At 67.7% G+C, this 17932-nt stretch carries 18 protein-coding genes; all 18 read left to right on the top strand.

Annotated elements, in window-relative coordinates; all coding sequences use genetic code 11:
- Positions 1-3 precede the first annotated feature (3 nt).
- A complete protein-coding gene (locus ACTIFS_RS14215) occupies positions 4-231 on the top strand; it encodes a hypothetical protein (RefSeq protein WP_439574767.1) in 228 nt (75 codons plus the stop codon).
- Positions 232-353: 122 nt separating this feature from the next.
- The gene (gene pufB, locus ACTIFS_RS14210) at positions 354-566 is read left to right on the top strand and encodes a light-harvesting antenna LH1, beta subunit (RefSeq protein WP_439574766.1); all 213 of its coding nucleotides are present in this window, start codon (positions 354-356) and stop codon (positions 564-566) included.
- A gap of 15 nt (positions 567-581) precedes the next feature.
- On the top strand, positions 582-800 hold the full coding sequence (gene pufA / locus ACTIFS_RS14205) for a light-harvesting antenna LH1, alpha subunit (RefSeq protein ID WP_439574765.1): 219 nt from the start codon (positions 582-584) through the stop codon (positions 798-800).
- A 111-nt stretch (positions 801-911) separates the two neighbouring features.
- A complete protein-coding gene (gene pufL / locus ACTIFS_RS14200; RefSeq protein WP_439574764.1) occupies positions 912-1736 on the top strand; it encodes a photosynthetic reaction center subunit L in 825 nt (274 codons plus the stop codon).
- Between the two features lie 10 nt (positions 1737-1746).
- On the top strand, positions 1747-2733 hold the full coding sequence (gene pufM / locus ACTIFS_RS14195) for a photosynthetic reaction center subunit M (protein WP_439574763.1): 987 nt from the start codon (positions 1747-1749) through the stop codon (positions 2731-2733).
- Positions 2730-3749, top strand: coding sequence for a photosynthetic reaction center cytochrome PufC (gene pufC / locus ACTIFS_RS14190; protein WP_439574762.1), 1020 nt, complete (start codon positions 2730-2732; stop codon positions 3747-3749). The genes pufM and pufC overlap by 4 nt, the downstream gene beginning before the upstream one ends.
- Positions 3750-4181: 432 nt before the next feature.
- Positions 4182-4823 carry a TetR/AcrR family transcriptional regulator gene (locus ACTIFS_RS14185; protein ID WP_439574761.1) on the top strand — a complete coding sequence of 214 codons (642 nt, stop codon included), beginning with the start codon at positions 4182-4184 and terminating at the stop codon, positions 4821-4823.
- Between the two features lie 70 nt (positions 4824-4893).
- A complete protein-coding gene (locus ACTIFS_RS14180) occupies positions 4894-6057 on the top strand; it encodes an acyl-CoA dehydrogenase family protein (RefSeq protein WP_439574760.1) in 1164 nt (387 codons plus the stop codon).
- Positions 6058-6129: 72 nt separating this feature from the next.
- Entirely contained in the window at positions 6130-6966 is an 837-nt protein-coding gene (locus tag ACTIFS_RS14175; RefSeq protein ID WP_439574759.1) for an ABC transporter ATP-binding protein, read from the top strand.
- Positions 6963-8921, top strand: a complete 1959-nt coding sequence (locus ACTIFS_RS14170; protein ID WP_439574758.1) for an AMP-dependent synthetase/ligase — start codon at positions 6963-6965, stop codon at positions 8919-8921. The genes ACTIFS_RS14175 and ACTIFS_RS14170 overlap by 4 nt, the downstream gene beginning before the upstream one ends.
- Positions 8918-9817 (top strand): branched-chain amino acid ABC transporter permease, encoded by a 900-nt coding sequence (locus ACTIFS_RS14165; RefSeq protein ID WP_439574757.1) that lies wholly within the window; start codon positions 8918-8920, stop codon positions 9815-9817. The genes ACTIFS_RS14170 and ACTIFS_RS14165 overlap by 4 nt, the downstream gene beginning before the upstream one ends.
- Before the next feature lie 3 nt (positions 9818-9820).
- Entirely contained in the window at positions 9821-10870 is a 1050-nt protein-coding gene (locus ACTIFS_RS14160; protein ID WP_439574756.1) for a branched-chain amino acid ABC transporter permease, read from the top strand.
- Between the two features lie 59 nt (positions 10871-10929).
- Positions 10930-12123 (top strand): ABC transporter substrate-binding protein, encoded by a 1194-nt coding sequence (locus ACTIFS_RS14155; protein WP_439574755.1) that lies wholly within the window; start codon positions 10930-10932, stop codon positions 12121-12123.
- A gap of 14 nt (positions 12124-12137) precedes the next feature.
- Positions 12138-12935, top strand: a complete 798-nt coding sequence (locus ACTIFS_RS14150; protein ID WP_439574754.1) for an ABC transporter ATP-binding protein — start codon at positions 12138-12140, stop codon at positions 12933-12935.
- A gap of 112 nt (positions 12936-13047) precedes the next feature.
- Complete coding sequence (locus ACTIFS_RS14145) at positions 13048-14649, top strand: acyl-CoA carboxylase subunit beta (RefSeq protein ID WP_439574753.1); 1602 nt, start codon at positions 13048-13050, stop codon at positions 14647-14649.
- Positions 14650-14651: 2 nt separating this feature from the next.
- Positions 14652-16622 (top strand): biotin carboxylase N-terminal domain-containing protein, encoded by a 1971-nt coding sequence (locus tag ACTIFS_RS14140; protein ID WP_439574752.1) that lies wholly within the window; start codon positions 14652-14654, stop codon positions 16620-16622.
- A gap of 3 nt (positions 16623-16625) precedes the next feature.
- A complete protein-coding gene (locus ACTIFS_RS14135; protein ID WP_439574751.1) occupies positions 16626-17087 on the top strand; it encodes a MaoC family dehydratase in 462 nt (153 codons plus the stop codon).
- A gap of 1 nt (position 17088) precedes the next feature.
- Complete coding sequence (locus tag ACTIFS_RS14130) at positions 17089-17931, top strand: HpcH/HpaI aldolase/citrate lyase family protein (RefSeq protein WP_439574750.1); 843 nt, start codon at positions 17089-17091, stop codon at positions 17929-17931.
- The last annotated feature ends 1 nt before the right edge of the window (position 17932 follow it).

The raw sequence follows: 17932 nt of genomic DNA, 5'->3' as shown, positions 1-17932 counted from the left end.
ACCATGTCACATTCCCCTCGCAGCCAGGCGCAGTCGCGCTCGCGTCGCATGGACCGGATCGAGTTCCGCCTGCTGATGCTGATGACCTACCCGTTCTTCCTCTGCCTCACCTGCCTGTCCCGCCTTGTCCGGGACCGCGGCGATCACGCCGCCGGCCAGGGCAGCGGCTCCGTCTTCGCCGAAGCCCGTGCGGCCGCGGCCTCTGCGATTCCGTTCGCCTTCATGGGCTGACGGTCCGGGTCGCCCGGCCCTGCCGGGCGAGCAGCCGTCGGCGCCCAGGCGTCGGCGTCGACCTTGCCGTGCGGGGGAAGCACGGCGACGGCCCACAAGGCCGAAACGAGGAGTAGTCCATCATGGCTGACAAAGAGACCCTCTCGGGGCTCACAGAGGAGGAAGCTCAGGAGTTCCACAGGTACTTCATCCAGGGGTTCACGGGATTCACGGTCGTCGCGATCATCGCCCACGTTCTGGCGTGGATGTGGCGGCCCTGGCTCCCTGGCCCCCGCGGCTACGCACAGTCGATGATCGACGGTGCGACGGTCGCTGCTCAGACACTTATCGGCTGACCGGAGGAAGCACTCATGTGGAAAGTCTGGCTCATCTTCGATCCAAGGCGGGTCCTCGTCGCGCTGTTCACGTTCCTGTTCGCTCTCGCTCTGCTGATTCACTTCATCCTGCTCAGCACCGATCGCTTCAACTGGCTCGAAGGACCGCGTGCCCGCCCGGCACCCCGTGCAGACGTGATCACGCTTCCGACGACCACGGTCGCCGGCCTGCCGTTCACGATCACGGGTACCTGACGCGAAAGGTACGGGGCCGCAGAAGACCGTTCGTCTCAACGTTCGGTTTGGCAGCGGCCCCGGCCATCTCGTGCAACGGCTGTCGCTTGCACTGCCCCTGGGAGGCCGACCATGGCCATGCTGAGCTTTGAACGGAAATACCGCGTCCGCGGCGGAACCCTCGTTGGCGGCGACCTCTTCGATTTCTGGGTCGGCCCGTTCTATGTCGGCTTCTTCGGTGTGACGACGGCGTTCTTCTCGCTGGTGGGCGTCGGGCTCATCATGTGGGGTGCCGCACTCGGCGACACCTGGAACATCTGGAAGATCAGCATTGCCCCGCCGGACATCAAATACGGACTGGGCCTGGCGCCGCTCGCAGAGGGCGGCCTGTGGCAGATCATCACCATCTGCGCGATCGGAGCCTTCGTCTCCTGGGCGCTGCGCGAGGTGGAGATCGCTCGCAAGCTCGGTATGGGCCTGCATGTCCCGGCGGCCTTCGGAATGGCCATCTTCGCCTATGTGACCCTCGTGGTGATCCGCCCGTTCCTGATGGGCGCCTGGGGACACGGATTTCCCTACGGGATCTTCAGTCACCTCGACTGGGTGTCGAACGTCGGCTACCAGTATCTGCACTTTCACTACAATCCGGCGCACATGATCGCGGTGTCGTTCTTCTTCACGACGACGCTGGCTCTGTCGCTGCACGGGGCGCTCGTGCTGTCGGCGACCAATCCGCCCAAGGGCGAACCGGTCAAGACGCCCGAGCATGAGAACGCCTTCTTCCGCGACACGATCGGCTACTCGATCGGAACCATCGGCATCCACCGGCTCGGCCTGTTCCTGGCGCTCTCGGCCGTGTTCTGGAGTGCCGTCTGCATCGTCATCTCCGGCCCCTTCTGGACCCTCGGCTGGCCCGAGTGGTGGAACTGGTGGCTCGAACTTCCGATCTGGCGCTGAGGAGGGTGTCGTGGCTTTCGCTGTAGGCTATCAAAGCATCTTCACCCGCGTGCAGGTTCGTGGCCCGGACGATACCGGCCCGCCGATCGACACAGGCATCTACCGTCGCGGCTCGACCATCCGGCACAATTACTGGCTGGGGAAGATCGGCGACGCGCAGATCGGCCCCATCTATCTGGGCTGGTTCGGCAGTGCCTCGCTCCTGTGCGGCATCATCGCCTTCGAGATCATCGGGCTCAACATGTGGGCCTCGGTGAACTGGGATCCGGTCCAGTTCGTCCGCCAGCTGTTCTGGCTGGCGCTCGAGCCGCCGGCGCCGAAATACGGCCTGTCCTACCCGCCGCTGGCGGAAGGGGGCTGGTGGCTGATGGCAGGCTTCTTCCTCACCCTGTCGCTTCTGCTCTGGTGGGTCAGGACCTACCGGCGCGCACGGGCTCTCGGGCTCGGCACGCATGTCGCATGGGCCTTTGCCTCGGCCATCTGGCTGTTCCTGGTGCTCGGCTTCATCCGGCCGCTGATGATGGGATCGTGGAGCGAAGGCGTGCCCTTCGGCATCTTCCCGCATCTCGACTGGACCGCAGCCTTCTCGATCCGCTACGGCAACCTCTTCTACAATCCGTTCCACGCGCTCTCGATCGCCTTCCTCTACGGTTCGGCGCTCCTGTTCGCCATGCACGGGGCGACCATCCTGGCGGTCTCCCGCTACGGCGGGGAGCGCGAGATCGAGCAGATCGTCGATCGCGGCACGGCCTCCGAGCGCGCCGCCCTGTTCTGGCGCTGGACCATGGGCTTCAACGCCACCATGGAATCGATCCATCGCTGGGCCTGGTGGTTTGCCGTGCTGACCCCGCTGACCGGCGGTATCGGTATCCTGCTCACCGGCACGGTCGTGGACAACTGGTACCTGTGGGCGGTCAAGCACGACTTCGCCCCGGTCTATCCGGTGCCCTACACGCCTGCCGTCGATCCCTCGACCTTGCCGGGAGCCACGCGATGAAACCCGCAAACACCGTCTTCACGGCTCTCGTCCTGGGTTCCATCCTCGCGCTCGGCGGCTGTGAAATGCCGCCGCCCGCCGCCGACCAGAATGGCTACCGTGGCCAGTCGATGGGCTCGGTCGCCAATCCGCGGACGCTGGAGATGCGGGAAGCCGCCAACCGGCCCCCGGAAACCCAGCCGGCTGCCGATCCGTCCGGGCCGCGCGCCTCGACGATCTACCAGAATGTCCGGGTGCTGGGAGACCTGAGCGAGGGCGAGTTCCTGCGCCTGATGGCACAGATGACGGAGTGGGTGGCGCCGGCGGAGGCCAGCTGCGGCTATTGCCACAACCTCGAGAACATGGCCGACGAGTCGAAGTACCAGTACCGCGTCGCGCGCCAGATGCTGATCATGACGCGCTCGCTGAACACCGACTGGAAGGCCCATGTCGGCGAGACCGGCGTGACCTGCTACACCTGCCACCGCGGCAACGCACAGCCGCAGGCCACCTTCCGGACCGATCCGGGCCCGATGGGGGCAGGGGGCTTCACCGCCAGCCGGCAGGGCCAGAACTTCGCGGCGCGGTCGGTCGGGTCGACGTCCCTGCCGAACGATCCGTTCACCCGGCTCCTGTCCTATGCCGACCAGATCCGCGTGAACACGGCAAGCCCGCTGCCGGCCGGCAATCCGCGTACCATCCAGGACGCGGAGATGACCTACGGCCTGATGATCCACATGTCGGAAGGGCTCGGCGTCAACTGCACCTTCTGCCACAACTCGCGCAACTTCGGGGAGTGGGCCGACAGCCCGCCGCAGCGGGCCGCCGCCTTCCACGGCATCCGCATGGTGCGTGACATCAACACGCGCCATGTCCAGCCGCTGGCGGCCCTGCTGCCTGCCGAGCGCCTGGGGCCCGAGGGGGACATCGCGAAGGTGTTCTGCACCACCTGTCACCAGGGACAGCCGAAACCCATGGGCGGCGCCCCCATGCTGCGCGACCACCCGGAGCTGGGCGCACCCCGTCCCGCGCCCTGAAGGCGCGGTGATCACCCGCGCCGACCGGCGATCGCCAAGGCGGTTTGAGGAGCGCGGCGTTTTCCGCGCTCCTCGCCAGAACAAGCCTGACCAGGGTCCCGCGCTCGGCCGAGCCGGGACCTTCGGCGCGCCCGACCACCGCCCATCCGCCGCTGGCGGAAGGCAACGGCCGCCGCGGCAATCCGGTGCCCGGATAGTCCAGACCCTGATGTCCAGAGGGTCGCGCAAGCCGGATCGAACCCCTTCATCCCCGCCCGGCAGACCGCTCCAGCCCTTACCGGGAGCGCAGCCAGAACTCCGCGTGAATGACTCGCGTCACTAAAGTGACTTGACGGTAACTTCAGTGATGATAACGTCACATGCATGACGGGACGGTAAGGTGCCATTCAAGACACCGGGCTTCAGCCAGCCGATCCGCAGGGGAGTTCGCACATGTCGCGGTGGGGCAATGCCCTTCCCAATCGGGAAGAGCAGGTCGAGACGAAGCGCAAGGCGATCATTCGCGAGGCCGCGCGGGTCTTCTCCCGTCGTGGCAGCCACGGCACCTCGCTTGACGATGTCGCAGAGCGGCTCGGCGTCTCCAAGGCGGCCCTCTATCGCTACGTCCAGAGCAAGCAGGACCTTCTCCACGCCTGCCATCAGGAGGCGATGGAGATCGCCCGCGAGAGCATGGATCGCGGCGAGGCGGAGGGCCGGACCGGGCTCGAGAAGATCCGCATCGGCATGGCCGACTACCTGCGCGAGATGATCGGCGCGATGGGCGTCCCCGTGCTGATCCTCGAGGAGAACGCGCTTACCGGCTTCCAGGCGCAGGAGATCTTGCGCCTGCGCGACGAGTTCGAGACGCGGATGCGCCGCCTCGTCGAGGAAGGCATCGCCGACGGCAGCATCGTTCAGGTCAATCCGAAACTCGCCATCTTCAGCCTGCTGGGCGCCGTTCACTGGGTCACCAAGTGGTATGCGCCTGAGGGCTCTTGGACCGCCGACGAGGTGGCAGATGCCCTGATCGAGGTGGCAACCCGCGGCCTTGCCGCCCGGCCGGAGGAGGCCCTGACGGCACGACTGCACCGATGATCCAGAGGCCGCAAAGGCCCGACAACAAGCCGGCCCGGATACGGGCCGCAGCCATGGGATGGAGGAAACCTTGAATTTCGATCTGACGCCCGATCAGGCGGCGCTGAAGGAGCGCGTCCACGCCTTTGCGCAGGCGGAAGTTGCGCCGCGCGCCGAGCAGCTCGACCGCGATGCCGTCTTCCCCACCGACCTGTTCCACAAGCTGGGCGATCTCGGCATCCTGTCGATCCCCTTCCCGGAAGAGCTTGGCGGCATGGGTCTCGGCGTCTTCGAGGCGGTGCTCGCCATCGAGGAAATCGCCCGCGCCGACCAGTCGCTCGCCGTCTCCGCCATGGTCTCGATGGCCACCGGGCTTACCGTCGCCCGCTTCGGCACCGAGGAGCAGAAGCGCACCTGGCTGCCGGACATCATTTCGGGCAGGCGGATCTGCTCGATTGCCGGCACGGAGCCGGATGCCGGCAGCGACACCGCCGGGTTCAAGACCCGCGCCACCCCGATCGGCAACGGGCTCTGGACACTGACAGGCGAGAAGGCCTTCATCACCAATGCCGGCACGGACATCTCGTCCTTCGCCATCATCCTCGCCGTCTCCAGCCCCAGGGACGTGCAGGACAAGAAGTTCACGCTGTTCCTCGTGCCCAATGGCACGAAAGGCTACAGCCAGGGCGAGAAGTACCGGAAGATGGGGTGGCGCTCGTCCGACACGCGGCCGCTCTATCTCGACGATTGCCAGCTGCCCGAGACCGCCATCGTCGGCAAGCCGCAGGGCGGCCGCTGGGTCCTGCACAAGGGCTATCAGGCCGCCCGTCTGTTCCTGGCTGCCTGCTCGCTTGGCCTCGCCCAGGCGAGCCTCGACCATGCCATCGCCTATGCCAAACAGCGACAGGCCTTCGGAGGCCCGATCGGCCGCCTCCAGCTCATCCAGGAGTTGATCGCCAAGATGGCGCTGAAGGTCGACAGCGCCCGCCTCGTCACCTATCGCGCGGCCTGGGGCGTCGATGCCGGCAAGGACGACATGATGGCGCTGTCCATGGCCAAGCTGCACGCGACCGAAACCGGCTCGGAGGTCGCCAATATGGCGATCCAGGTTCATGGCGGCTGGGGCTTCATGGATGACTGTCCGCCCTCCCGCTACCTGCGCGACAACCGCATCTGCACGATCGGCGACGGCAGTTCGCAGATCCAGACGCTCCTGATTGCCCGTGAATGCGGGCTCGACGTGACGTTCCGCTGACCGTCCGACGCTGAACCCGACCAGAGGAATAGCAGCGGCGGCGCAGGACCTGCGCCACCGAAAGGGGAAGCCATGTCCGAAGCCATGTCCCAGGCAGCTGCGTCCGATCGAGCCCTGTCCACTGGCGCCGGCTCGGCGCCGTCAGCCATCGTCCTTCAGGCCGAGGCCATCAGCCTGCGATTCGGAGCGGTGGAGGCGTTGAAGTCGGTCTCGCTGGAGGTGCGGCAAGGCGAGATCCATGCCGTCATCGGTCCGAATGGCGCCGGCAAGTCGAGCCTGCTCAACTGCTTCTCCGGCTTCTACCGGCCGCAGTCCGGCAGCATCCGGTTCAAGAACCAGGATATTGCAGCGCTGAGCCCGCATCGCCGGGCCGCGATCGGCATCAGCCGCACCTTCCAGGGCCTGCAGACCTATCCCTCGCTGACCGCACGCGAGAACATCCTCACCGGCTTCCACATGCGCATGACCACCAGCGCCTTCGCGGCTCTCATGTGGTGGGGGCCGACCCGGCGCGAGGAGGAGGTCTTTGCCGCCCGGGCCGAGAAGATCATCGAGTTCCTGGAGCTGGAGGAGCAGCGCCACACCCCGGTCGGCGACATGTCCTACGGGATGCGCAAGCGGGTCGATCTTGGCCGCGCGATGGCGCTCGATCCGGCCATCCTGATAATGGACGAGCCGATGGCCGGCATGAGCAACGAGGAGAAGGAGGATCTTGCCCGCTTCATCCTCGACATCCGCGAGGGCATGGGCATCCCGGTCGTCCTCGTCGAGCACGACATGGAGGTGGTCATGTCCATCTCCGACCGGATCACCGTGATCGATTTCGGCCAGGTGATCGCCTGCGGCACGCCCGAGGAGATCCGCGTCCACCCGGCCGTCATCGACGCCTATCTGGGGGATGCGGCATGAACGCGCCCCTGATCTTTCATGCCGATCCGCCGCCGCCGGGCCTGCGCCGTTCCGAAGGACGCACCCTGCCGCAGCTCCTGGCCGACAATGCGCGCGATTTTCCCGAGAGCGCGGCCCTGAAATTCAAGCAGGCCGGCATCTGGCAGGTCCGCACCTGGAAGCAGGTTCTGGACGAGGTGCACGGTGTTGCGCGCGGCTTTGCCGCCCTCGGCCTCGTGCGCGGCGAGGTCGTTGCGATGATCTCGGAGAACACGGCCGAGCAGTTCGTTGCCGAGCTTGCGGTCCAGTCCATCGGCGCCATTGCGGTCTGCGTCTATCCGGACGCGCCGGCCGACGAATTGCTCTTCGCGCTCGACCATTCAGGCGCGGTCATGACCCTCGGCCACGACCAGGAGCAGATCGACAAGATCCTTGCCTGCGCCCCGAAGGTTCCGCGAATCCGCCGTGCCGTCTTCGTGGAGGAGCGGGGGCTCTGGTCCTATGACGATCCCCGGCTCATCTCGTTCCGCAACCTCATCAAGGCAGGCGAGGGCTTCGAGGCCGCCGACTGGGTGGACCGGCAGATCGCTGCGGGCCGCTCCACCGATCCGGCCGCCTATTGCTACACCTCCGGCACCACGTCGCGGCCGAAAGCGGCGGTGCTGTCGCACGCCTTCATCCTCGACAATGCGCACCGCCTGATGGGCGCGCTCGATGTCCGGCCGGGTGGCAACTACCTTTCCTACATCTCGCCGGCCTGGGCAGCAGAACAGTTCTTCGGCATCGCCCTGCCGCTGCTGGCCCCGATGGTGGTCCACTTCGCCGAGAAGCCGGACACGGTCCAGCACGACCTTCGCGAGATCGGCCCGGAATTCCTGATGTTCACCCCGCGCCAGTGGGAGATGCAGGCCTCCGGCGTGGAGGCGCGGATGATGGCCGCAGGCCGATGGCAGCAGGCGCTCTACAAATGGGGACTGGAGCAGGGGCTTGCCCGGGTCCGCGGCGAGCGGGAGGGGCTTTTCGGCCGGCTGTTGTGGAAGCTCGCCGACATCGCCGTGCTCAAGGGGGTCCGGGACGTGCTCGGCCTCACCCGCGCGCGGGCCGTGCTGTCCGGCGGCGCGGGGCTTTCGGCGGAACTGTTCGAGCGGTTCCGGGCCTTCGGCGTCCCGCTGGGCAATCTCTACGGCTCCACCGAACTTGGCCTGATCTCGACCCACCGGCCGGGCAGCCGCAACGCCCATTCGCTCGGCAGCCTGATGCCGTCCGATCCGTCGATTGCCGCACCCATCGAGGCCTGGGTGGACGAACGCGGCCAGCTCCGCCTCAAGACCATGGCCTTCCTCGGCTATCTCGACGACCCGCAGGCGACCGTCGAACTGGGCACGGCCGGCAATGGCTTCGAGACGGGCGATGCCGTGCGCATCGACGAGACAGGCGAACTGGTGTTCCTCGACCGTCTCAAGGACCTCAGGCAGCTGAAGGGCGGCCAGTCCTATCCGCCGCAGTTCATCGAGAACCACCTGCGCGCGGCGTCGCTGATCCGCGATGCCATCGTCATCGGCGACGAGACGCATGATCGCGTCGTGGCGCTCATCAACATCGATTCCGACATTGCCGGCCGGTTTGCCGAGCTGAAGGGCCTCGCCTACGGCACATTCCCGGAGCTGAGCCAGCTCGCCGAGATCCGCGCCGAGGTGTCGGCCGCCATCGCACGGGTCAACCGGCTGCTCGACCCCGGTGCCCGCATCGCCGCCTTCGCCAATCTGCCGAAGGAACTGGATGCGGACGAGTCAGAGCTGACCCGTTCGCGCAAGCTCCGCCGCGGCCAGATTCACGAGCGCTACCGCACGATCATCGAGGCCCTCTACGAGGACCGGCGCGAGATCCGCATCGAGATCGAGGTCCGCTACCAGGACGGCACCACGAGCGTCCTGAACGCCCCGGTCGTCATCAACCCGATGGGGGAACCCGCATGATCAAGCTCGCGCAGATCCTGATCGAGGGGGCCCTGGTCGGCCTGGTCTATGGCCTCGTCGCCATCTCCTTCGTCGTCATCTACCGCGCCTCGCGCATCGTGAACCTCGCCCAGGGCGAGGTGCTCGTGGTCGGCGCCCTGCTGCTCTGGACCTTCACGCTCGGCCTGAAGGCGGCAGGCTGGGAGGTGCCGCTCATCGTCAGCCTGATCCTGACGCTGACCGCCTGCATCGCGTTCGGCCTCGTTCTGGAGCGCTTCGTGTTCCGTCCGCTGATCAGCCAGCCGGCCTTTGCCATCTTCATGGCAAGCGTGGCGCTGCTCATCATGCTGCGCGGCTTCGCCCAGTTCTTCTGGACCGCCGAGACCCGCGCCTTCCCCGCGATCCTGCCGGAGGGCGCCTTCCATGCCGGGCCGTTTCTGATCAGCATTCCCCTGCTGATCGGCGGAGCCTTCTCGGTCTGCCTTGCCATGCTGCTGCATGCCTTCTTCACGCGGACGCGGCAGGGCCTGAGGCTTGCCGCCGTCGCCGAGGACCATCGCACCGCCATGTCGCTCGGCGTGTCGGTCCGCGGCGCCATCGCCACCGCCTGGATCCTCGGGACGGTCGTGGCGACCGCCGCCGCCATCGTTCTCCTGTCCGGCCGGGTCGTGTCGCTGGAGGTCGCCCATATCGGCTTCAAGGCGCTGCCGGTCGCGCTGCTCGGGGGGCTGGAATCGATCCGCGGCGCGCCGCTCGCCGGCATCCTGATCGGCGTCGGCGAGGCGCTGGCCATGGCCTATCTCGACCCGCTGACCAATGGCGCGGCCTCGGGCCTGCTGCCCTATCTCGTGATGATCACCGTCCTGCTGGTCCGGCCCCAGGGCCTGTTCGGCTGGAAGCGCATCGAAAGGCTCTGAGCGATGCTGCCCACCGGTATCCATTTCCAAAGCTACGCGGCCGAGACGCGGGTCCTGAAGACCCGCCGCTCCCAGGCCTGGGCGATGATCCTCGCGGTCACGCTGCTCGGCGCGCCGGTCTTCGCCGGGGCCTACCTGACCGGCATCGCCACCGAAATGTTCATCACCCTGATGGCGGTCTACGGGCTCTATGTCACGGTCGGCATGGCCGGGCAGATCAACATCGCGCAATCGGCCTTCGTCGGGGTCGGCGCCTTCACGGCGGCCAAGCTGTCGACATGGGGCCTGCCGGTGCTGCTGGTGATCCCGCTGGCGGCGCTGGTGACGGGCTTCGCCTCCATCCTCTTCGCGCTGCCGGCGGCGCGCGTGAAGGGGCTCTACCTTGCGCTCACCACGCTGGCCGCCCAGGCCATGTTCCCGATCATCATCTATGCGCTGCCGGCCGACTGGGTCGGCGGGCTTGCCGGCATGCCGGTGGAGCCGCTCAGCCTGTTCGGCTTCGACCTCGGCAGCCCGGCGCGGCTCTACTATTTCACGCTGGCGATCGTCGCCATCCTCACCGTGTCGGTGTGCCGCCTGCAGCATTCGCGCTTCGGCCGGGCCATGGTGGCGGTGCGTGACAACGATGTCGCCGCCGAGGTCATGGGCATCCCCGTGCTGCGCGTGAAGGTCATGGCCTTCTTCGTCGGCTCGCTGTTCGCCGGCATCGCCGGGGCCTGCATGGCCTATTTCCTCCAGTTCGTGACGGCTTCCAGCTTCACGCTGTTCGCCTCCGTCTGGTACCTCGGCATGCTCATTGTCGGAGGGCTGCACAGCCCGCTTGGCGCCATCCTCGGCGTGGTCTTCATCACGGTCCTGCAGGAGAGCCTGCACAAGGTGGCGAACACGCTGATGCAGGCGGGCGCCGCCGGCGGGGGTGTCCTGTTCGCCCTCACATCCATCATCCTGGGAGGCTGCATCCTCCTGGCCCTCATCTTCGAGCCCCGGGGCCTCGCGCACCGATGGGCCGTGCTGCGCAGCGCATTTCAGATCTGGCCCTTCCCCCGCAACTGAGCGGGGAGGGGAGCGAGACGGCATCCGGCCTGAACCGGAGAAACCAGGGAGGAAGACCGATGAAAATCCGAAAGGGATTGATCGCGGCAGCGGTCCTGCTGGCAGCGAGCCTGCCGGCCCGGGCCACCGAATATGTCATGAGCGTGAGCGCCGACTTCTCCGGCCCCTTCGCCAATGTCATGCCCAATGCCATGTCGGGCGTCAGGGCGGTGACCGACTGGTGGAACGAGGAGGTTGGCAAGCGCCTCGGCGTCACCGTCAAGCTCAGCATCCACGACATGCGCTACGACGCCGCCGTGATCGCCCGCACCTGGCCCTCCATCCTGCGCTCGGAACGGCCGATCATGCATCTCGGCTTCGGCTCGCCCGACCTGACGACGCTGATGCGCCGCCTGCCCAACGACAAGGTGCCGATGCTGATCGGCACGGCCATGGTCGGCCTCGTCTGGTCGGAGAACGGCTGGCACTACGCCATCCGTCCGACCTACAGCCATGAGTTCGCCGGCCTGCTGTCGCACCTGCAGCAGCAGAAGGGCGGCGTGCTCCGGATCGCTTCTGTCAGCACGCAGAACCAGGCCGGTTTCGTCGACCAGATCAACGGCCTGCGGGCGCTGGCCCGCACCTATCCCGAGCGCTTCGTCATGCTCGACACGCAATGGGCCGACACGGCGCCGGTCTCCCTCAGCAGCAGCGTCAGGACCATCGTCGGCCAGAACCCCGACGTCATCATCGTCGGCGGCACGACCGCGCAGGTCCAGGCAACGGCCGCGGCGCTGAAGGAACTGGGCTCCCGCATCCCGGTCGTCACCTCGACCCATAACGGCCTCAACGAGGTCGCGAAGGGCACCAGCCTTGCCGACATGGAGGGCTTCTACTCGGCCTTCTCCTTCGCGCCTCCCGGACAGGAGAGCCTGCCGCTGCGCGACATCTACCAGCGCCACCGCAAGGAGGGCGAATGGGGCCTGATCACGGCCCAGTCCGCCGCCCAGGCGATTCTGGCCCTGCGCGTGCTCGAGAAGGCCATCGCCAAGGTCGGTCGTGACAACGTCACCGGCGAAGCGATGCGGCAGGCCCTGCTCGACAATGTTTATACCGAGCAGGAACTGATGGGCGCGCTGCCGACGCTGGATTTCGACACCACGGCGCCGTTCCCCATCGGCCAGATCCGCGCCACGGCGGAGATCGTCCGCGGCGGCCGGATCGTGCCGCTCGGCACCGGCTGGATCGACGTGCCTGCCCTCGCCAAGTGGTAAGAACGGAGACCGTCATGGGCCTGACCCTGACCAATGTCGACGTGGTCTATGCCGGCGTCATCCAGGTGCTGCGTTCGGTCAGCATCGAGGTGCCGGACGGCAGCCTGGTCGTGCTGCTCGGCTCCAACGGAGCCGGCAAGACGACGACGCTGAAGGCCATATCGGGCCTGCTTGCCACCGACCACGGCGAGGTGGTGTCCGGTCAGATCCTGCTCGACGGTCAGGATATACGCCATGCCGATGCCGCAGCGATTTTCGGCCGCGGCGTCGTGCAGGTGCTGGAGGGCCGCAAGGTCCTCGAACACCTGACGGTCGAGCAGAACCTGATGGTCGGGGCGCATCTGCGCTCCGACCGGAAGGCCGTGAAGGATGATCTCGACCGGATCTTCGGCTATTTCCCGCGCCTTCCGGACCTCATGTCCCGCACGGCCGGCTATCTCTCCGGCGGCGAGATGCAGATGCTGCTGGTCGGCCGGGCCCTGATGGCCAGGCCGCGCATCCTCATTCTCGATGAGCCCTCCATGGGCCTGGCGCCGATCCTCGTCGAACAGCTCTTCGAGACCATCGCCCGCATCCGGCGCGAAGAGGGGCTGACCATCCTGATGGTGGAGCAGAACGCCCGTGCGGCGGTGCGCCAATGCGACTACGGCTATGTCATGGAGGCAGGCCGCATCGTGCTGCACGGAACGCGCGAGCAGCTCGAGAGCAATCAGGACGTCAAGGAATTCTACCTCGGCTTCTCCGGCGCCGAGGGCCGCGAGCGGTTCCGCAACATCAAGCATTACCGGCGCCGCAAGCGGTGGCTGGGATGAGCGCGTCCGCGAACCGTTTTTCACCGATGCGCGCTCTCCTGCGGGCGAGCCTGCCCCTTCCCGGCGCTGCGGGTCGCAACGACCCGAGCATCCCCCAAGACAGGGTCACCCCATGGCTGTCCTGAAGAGCCGCACCAATCCCGACGACCCGGTGTTCCGGGCCAATGAGGAAACCTATGCCGGCCTGCTGGCGGACCTCGACGCCAAGTTCGACTGGGCGCTGGCCGGCGGCGGGCCGAAGATGATCGCCCGCCATCACCAGCGCGGGAAAATCCTGGTGCGGGAGCGGATCGACCTCTTGATCGACCCGATGACGCCGTTCCTGGAGCTCTCGCCGCTCGCCGGCTGGGGTCTCTACAGCAACGGGCTACCATCGGCGGGCATCGTGACCGGCATCGGCACGGTGCGCGGCGTGACCTGCATGATCATCGCCAACGACGCCACCGTGAAGGGCGGCTCGTTCTTCCGCGAAACCGTGCGCAAGCACATCCGCGCGCAGGACATCGCCCAGGAGAACCGGCTGCCCTGCATCTACCTGGTCGATTGCGGCGGCGCCAACCTGCAGAACCTCGAGGACGTGTTCCCGGACCAGGACCATTTCGGTGGCACGTTCTACCGGCAGAGCCGCATGTCGGCCGAGGGCATTCCCCAGGTCGCGGCCGTGTTCGGGGAATCGACGGCGGGGGGGGCCTATATCCCGGTCCTCTGCGACGAGTTCGTCATGGTGGGCGGCACGTCCTCGATCCATCTCGGAGGACCGCAGATCGTCCGCGCGGCCATCAGCGAGGTGGTCGATCGCGATACGCTCGGTGGCGCGCTGATGCACACGACCGTGTCCGGCGTCTCCGATCACTATGCGCCGGACGAGCGCTCCGCGATCGCGAAGCTGCGCGATATCGTCGGCGCCCTGAACTGTCCCCAGCCGCTGTCGCGCGACCGCATCGCCAGCCGCCTGCCGCTCTACGACGCGGCCGAACTGCCGGGCATCGTCGGCGCCGACCTCAGCCGTCCCCTCGACCAGCGCGAGATCATCGCCCGCATCGTCGACGGCAGCGAGTTCCACGAGTTCAAGCCGCAATTCGGGGAGACGCTGCTCTGCGGCTTCGCTCACATCGACGGCTTCCCCGTCGGCATCATCGCCAACAATGGCGTGCTGTTCTCCCACAGCACGCTGAAGGGCGTGCATTTCATCGGCCTGTGCGACCAGCGCGGCATTCCCCTGCTGTTCCTGCAGAACACCACCGGGTTCATGGTCGGCTCGGACGCAGAGCGGAGCGGCATCGCCAAGCACTCGGCCAAGCTCGTCTACGCCGTCTCGAATGCCCGCGTGCCGCGATACACCCTGGTCACCGGCGGCTCCTATGGCGCCGGCAATTACGGCATGAGCGGACGCGGCTTCCGGCCCCGCTTCATGTTCATGTGGCCGAACGCCCGGCTCGGCGGCATGAACCCGGATGTCGGGTCTTCCGTGCTGATGGATCTCAGGCGCGCCAGCATCTCGCGCCACCCGGCCAGCGAGGAGGAGCTTGCCGCCTATGAGGCGGAGCTCCGGCGCCAGTTCGACGAGAAGTCCAATCCCTATTTCTGCACCGCCAGGGTCTGGGACGACGGCATCATCGCCCCTGCCGACACGCGCGCGGTACTTTCGCTGTGCCTGGCGACGGGCGCCATGCAGCCGCCCGTCCCGGGCCATCGCCCCGTCTACCGGATGTGACCATGACCGTGTTTGCCACCGCTCCCCGTCCGATCCGGTCCGTGCTGGTTGCCAACCGGGGCGAGATCGCCTGCCGTGTCATCCGCACCTGCCAGCGGCTCGGGCTTGCAACCGTTGCGGTCCATTCGGATGCGGATGCCGGGGCGCTGCATGTCCGCGAGGCCGACCAGGCCATCCGGATCGGCCCGGCCGCGGCCGCGGAGAGCTATCTCAGCATTGCCGCCATCCTTCAGGCCGCGCGGGCAAGCGGCGCCGACGCGATCCATCCCGGCTATGGCTTCCTGTCCGAGAATGCGGCTTTCGCGCGGGCCTGCACGGAGGCGGGTCTCGTGTTCATCGGTCCAACCGCCGACGCCATCGCCGCCATGGGCTCGAAGATCGAGGCGAAGAAGATCGCCGACCGTGCCGGCGTGCCGACCGTGCCCGGCTATCTCGGCGATGACCAGTCGGCCGGGCGGCTCGAAGCGGAGGCGGGCATCATCGGCTATCCGGTTCTGATCAAGGCTTCGGCCGGCGGTGGCGGGCGCGGCATGCGGCGCGTCGACGGACCTGCCGATTTTGCGGCGGCGCTCCAGTCGGCAAAGGCCGAGGCGAGGGCCGCGTTCGGGGACGATACCGTGCTGCTCGAAAAGCTCGTCGCCAGCCCGCGCCATCTGGAGGTGCAACTCGTCGGCGATACCCACGGCAACCTCGTCCACCTGTTCGAGCGGGACTGTTCGGTCCAGCGGAATAACCAGAAGGTCTTCGAGGAGGCGCCGGCCCCGCACCTGCCGGACGCGGTGCGCGAGACGCTGTTCGAGCGGGCGCTGCGTCTCGGCCGGGCGATCGGCTACACCTCCGCGGGAACGGTGGAGTTCATCATGGAGGCCGGTGGCAGCGAGCCCTGGTTCCTCGAGATGAACACCCGCCTGCAGGTGGAACATCCGGTCACCGAGGCGATCACCGGCATCGACCTCGTCGAATGGCAGGTCCGGGTGGCGGCCGGCCTGCCGCTGCCGGCGGGACAGGAGGCCTTGCGCGCGCGCGGGCACGCGATCGAGGCGCGCATCGCCGCCGAGCGCCCCGACCGCGGCTTCCAGCCGGCGACGGGCAGGGTGAGTGCGATCCGCGTGCCGTCCGGCGTGCGGTTCGATACGGGCGTCGCCGAAGGGTCCGATGTCGGCCTCCACTATGACAGCATGATCGCCAAGCTGATCGTCCACGCTCCGGATCGGGAGGCGGCCGTGGCCCGGCTCGACGAGGCGCTGCGGGACCTCGCCCTGCTCGGGGTCGGCACCAATGCCGGCCTGCTGCGCGACTGCGTCGGTTATCCTGCCTTCGTGTCCGGGCACCTGACGACCGGCTTCCTTACGGAGGCGTTTCCGGGCGGCTGGTCGCCCGATCCAGCCCTCGTCCGCGCCGTGCGGGCAGAGGCCGCGCTGGCCTGGACAGACGCCAGCCCCGATGACCAGGACGCTAGCCCCTGGCAGCGCCGGAGCGCCATCCGCATCATGAACGGCCGCCGCCCGGCGACCTGCGACATCACGCTTGCCGACGCCTATGGCGAGGTGACGGCGGTGGTGGCGCGCGGGCCTGCCGGCGCGACCGTGACCTTTGCCGACGGTACGCAGGCAGCGCCCACCGGCACAGCCTTCGCCCGGCTGGTTCCGGGCGGGGTCCAGGCCTCCTGGCACGGACTTGCCATCGATGCGCGGATCGGGCTCGCCATCGAGGCCAGCGCGGCCGCGGCGGCCGAACAGGCGGGAGACAACCACCTCGTGGCGCCGCTGCCGGGCATCGTCACGGGGCTTTTCGTGCGGGCAGGCGCGCGCGTGGAGAAGGGACAGAGCCTCATCCAGATGGAAGCGATGAAACTGGTCCATACCTTTGCCGCGCCGCATGCCGGCCGCATCGCCCGCATCCATTGCGCGGTCGGGGAGACGGTCGCGGCCGGCGCCCCGCTGATCGACATCGACCCCGAAGAGGAGGCATGAGCCATGGCGGGACTGTGGTACGAAGAGTTCGAGCCGGGCCGCGTGTTCGAGCACGAGTGGACGCGAACGATCACCGAGGCGGACAACAAGTGGTTCTCGCTTCTGACGATGAACACCCAGCCGGTGCATATCGACAATGAGGCTGCCGCCCGGAGCGTGTGGAAGCGGCCGCTGGTCAACAGCCTGTTCACGCTCGGCCTGATGGTCGGCATGTCGGTCAACGACACGACCTTCGGCACCACCATCGCCAATCTCGGCATGAGCGACGTGCGGTTTCCCCATCCCTTGTTCGAGGGCGACACGATCCGCATCCGCACGACCGTTCTGGCCAAGCGCGAGAGCCGGTCGCGACCGGGCGAGGGCATCGTCACGCTGCGCCACGAGGCGCTGAACCAGGAGGGCATCGTCTGCGGGATCTGCGACCGGCAGGCGCTGATGATGATGCGGCCGCAGCCGGCGGCCTGACATGCGCTCCCTGCTATTCGTGCCCGCCGGCTCGGCCCGGATGCTGGAGAAGTCGGTGACGGCACCGGCCGACGCGGTCATTCTCGACCTTGAGGACGCGGTCCAGCCCTCGGCCAAGGGGGAAGCGCGGGCCGTGCTCGCCGATCATCTTGCCCGCCGCGACCGCTCGGGGCCACGGATCGCCGTGCGGGTGAACGGCCTTGCATCCCCGTGGATCGACGATGACCTCGCCGCCGTCGTGCCCCTGCGCCCCGACTTCGTCATGCTGCCGAAAAGCGAGGGTCCGGGGGATGTCGCGCGCCTGTCGGACCGGATCGCCACGCTGGAGCCGGAGACGGGCCGCACCGGCATTCTTGTCGTTGCCACCGAGACGGTCTCGTCGGTTCTCCAGCTGGCTGCCGCGCCCTGGGGCCATCCGCGCCTGAAGGGGCTGCTCTGGGGCGGGGAAGATCTCGCTGCGGACCTCGGCGCGACCGCAAATCGCCGCGCCGACGGCAGCTATTCGAGCCCGTTCAGGCTTGCGCGCGACCTCTGCCTGATGGCCGCCCGCCGCGCCGGCGTCCTCGCCATCGATGCCGTCTTCACCGATCTCGGCCATCCCGAGGGCCTTCGCGCCGAGGCGGAGGAGGCCCGGCGGGACGGCTTCGACGGCAAGGCGGCCATCCATCCCGCGCAGGTCGACATCATCAACGCGGTGTTCCGGCCCTCGGATGCGGAACGGGCCTGGGCCGAGCGGGTGCTCGCGGCTCTGGGACAGTCCGTGACCGGCGTCGCCATGGTCGATGGCCACATGGTGGATGCGCCGCATGCCGCCCGCGCACGGCGGATCCTCGGCCGGCCTTGAT

The sequence above is a fragment of the Phreatobacter sp. genome (assembly GCF_051860605.1).
Taxonomy (GTDB): domain Bacteria; phylum Pseudomonadota; class Alphaproteobacteria; order Rhizobiales; family Phreatobacteraceae; genus Phreatobacter.
The sequence above is the reverse complement of the archived record's forward strand: the minus strand, read 5'-3'. Positions and strand labels throughout refer to the sequence as shown.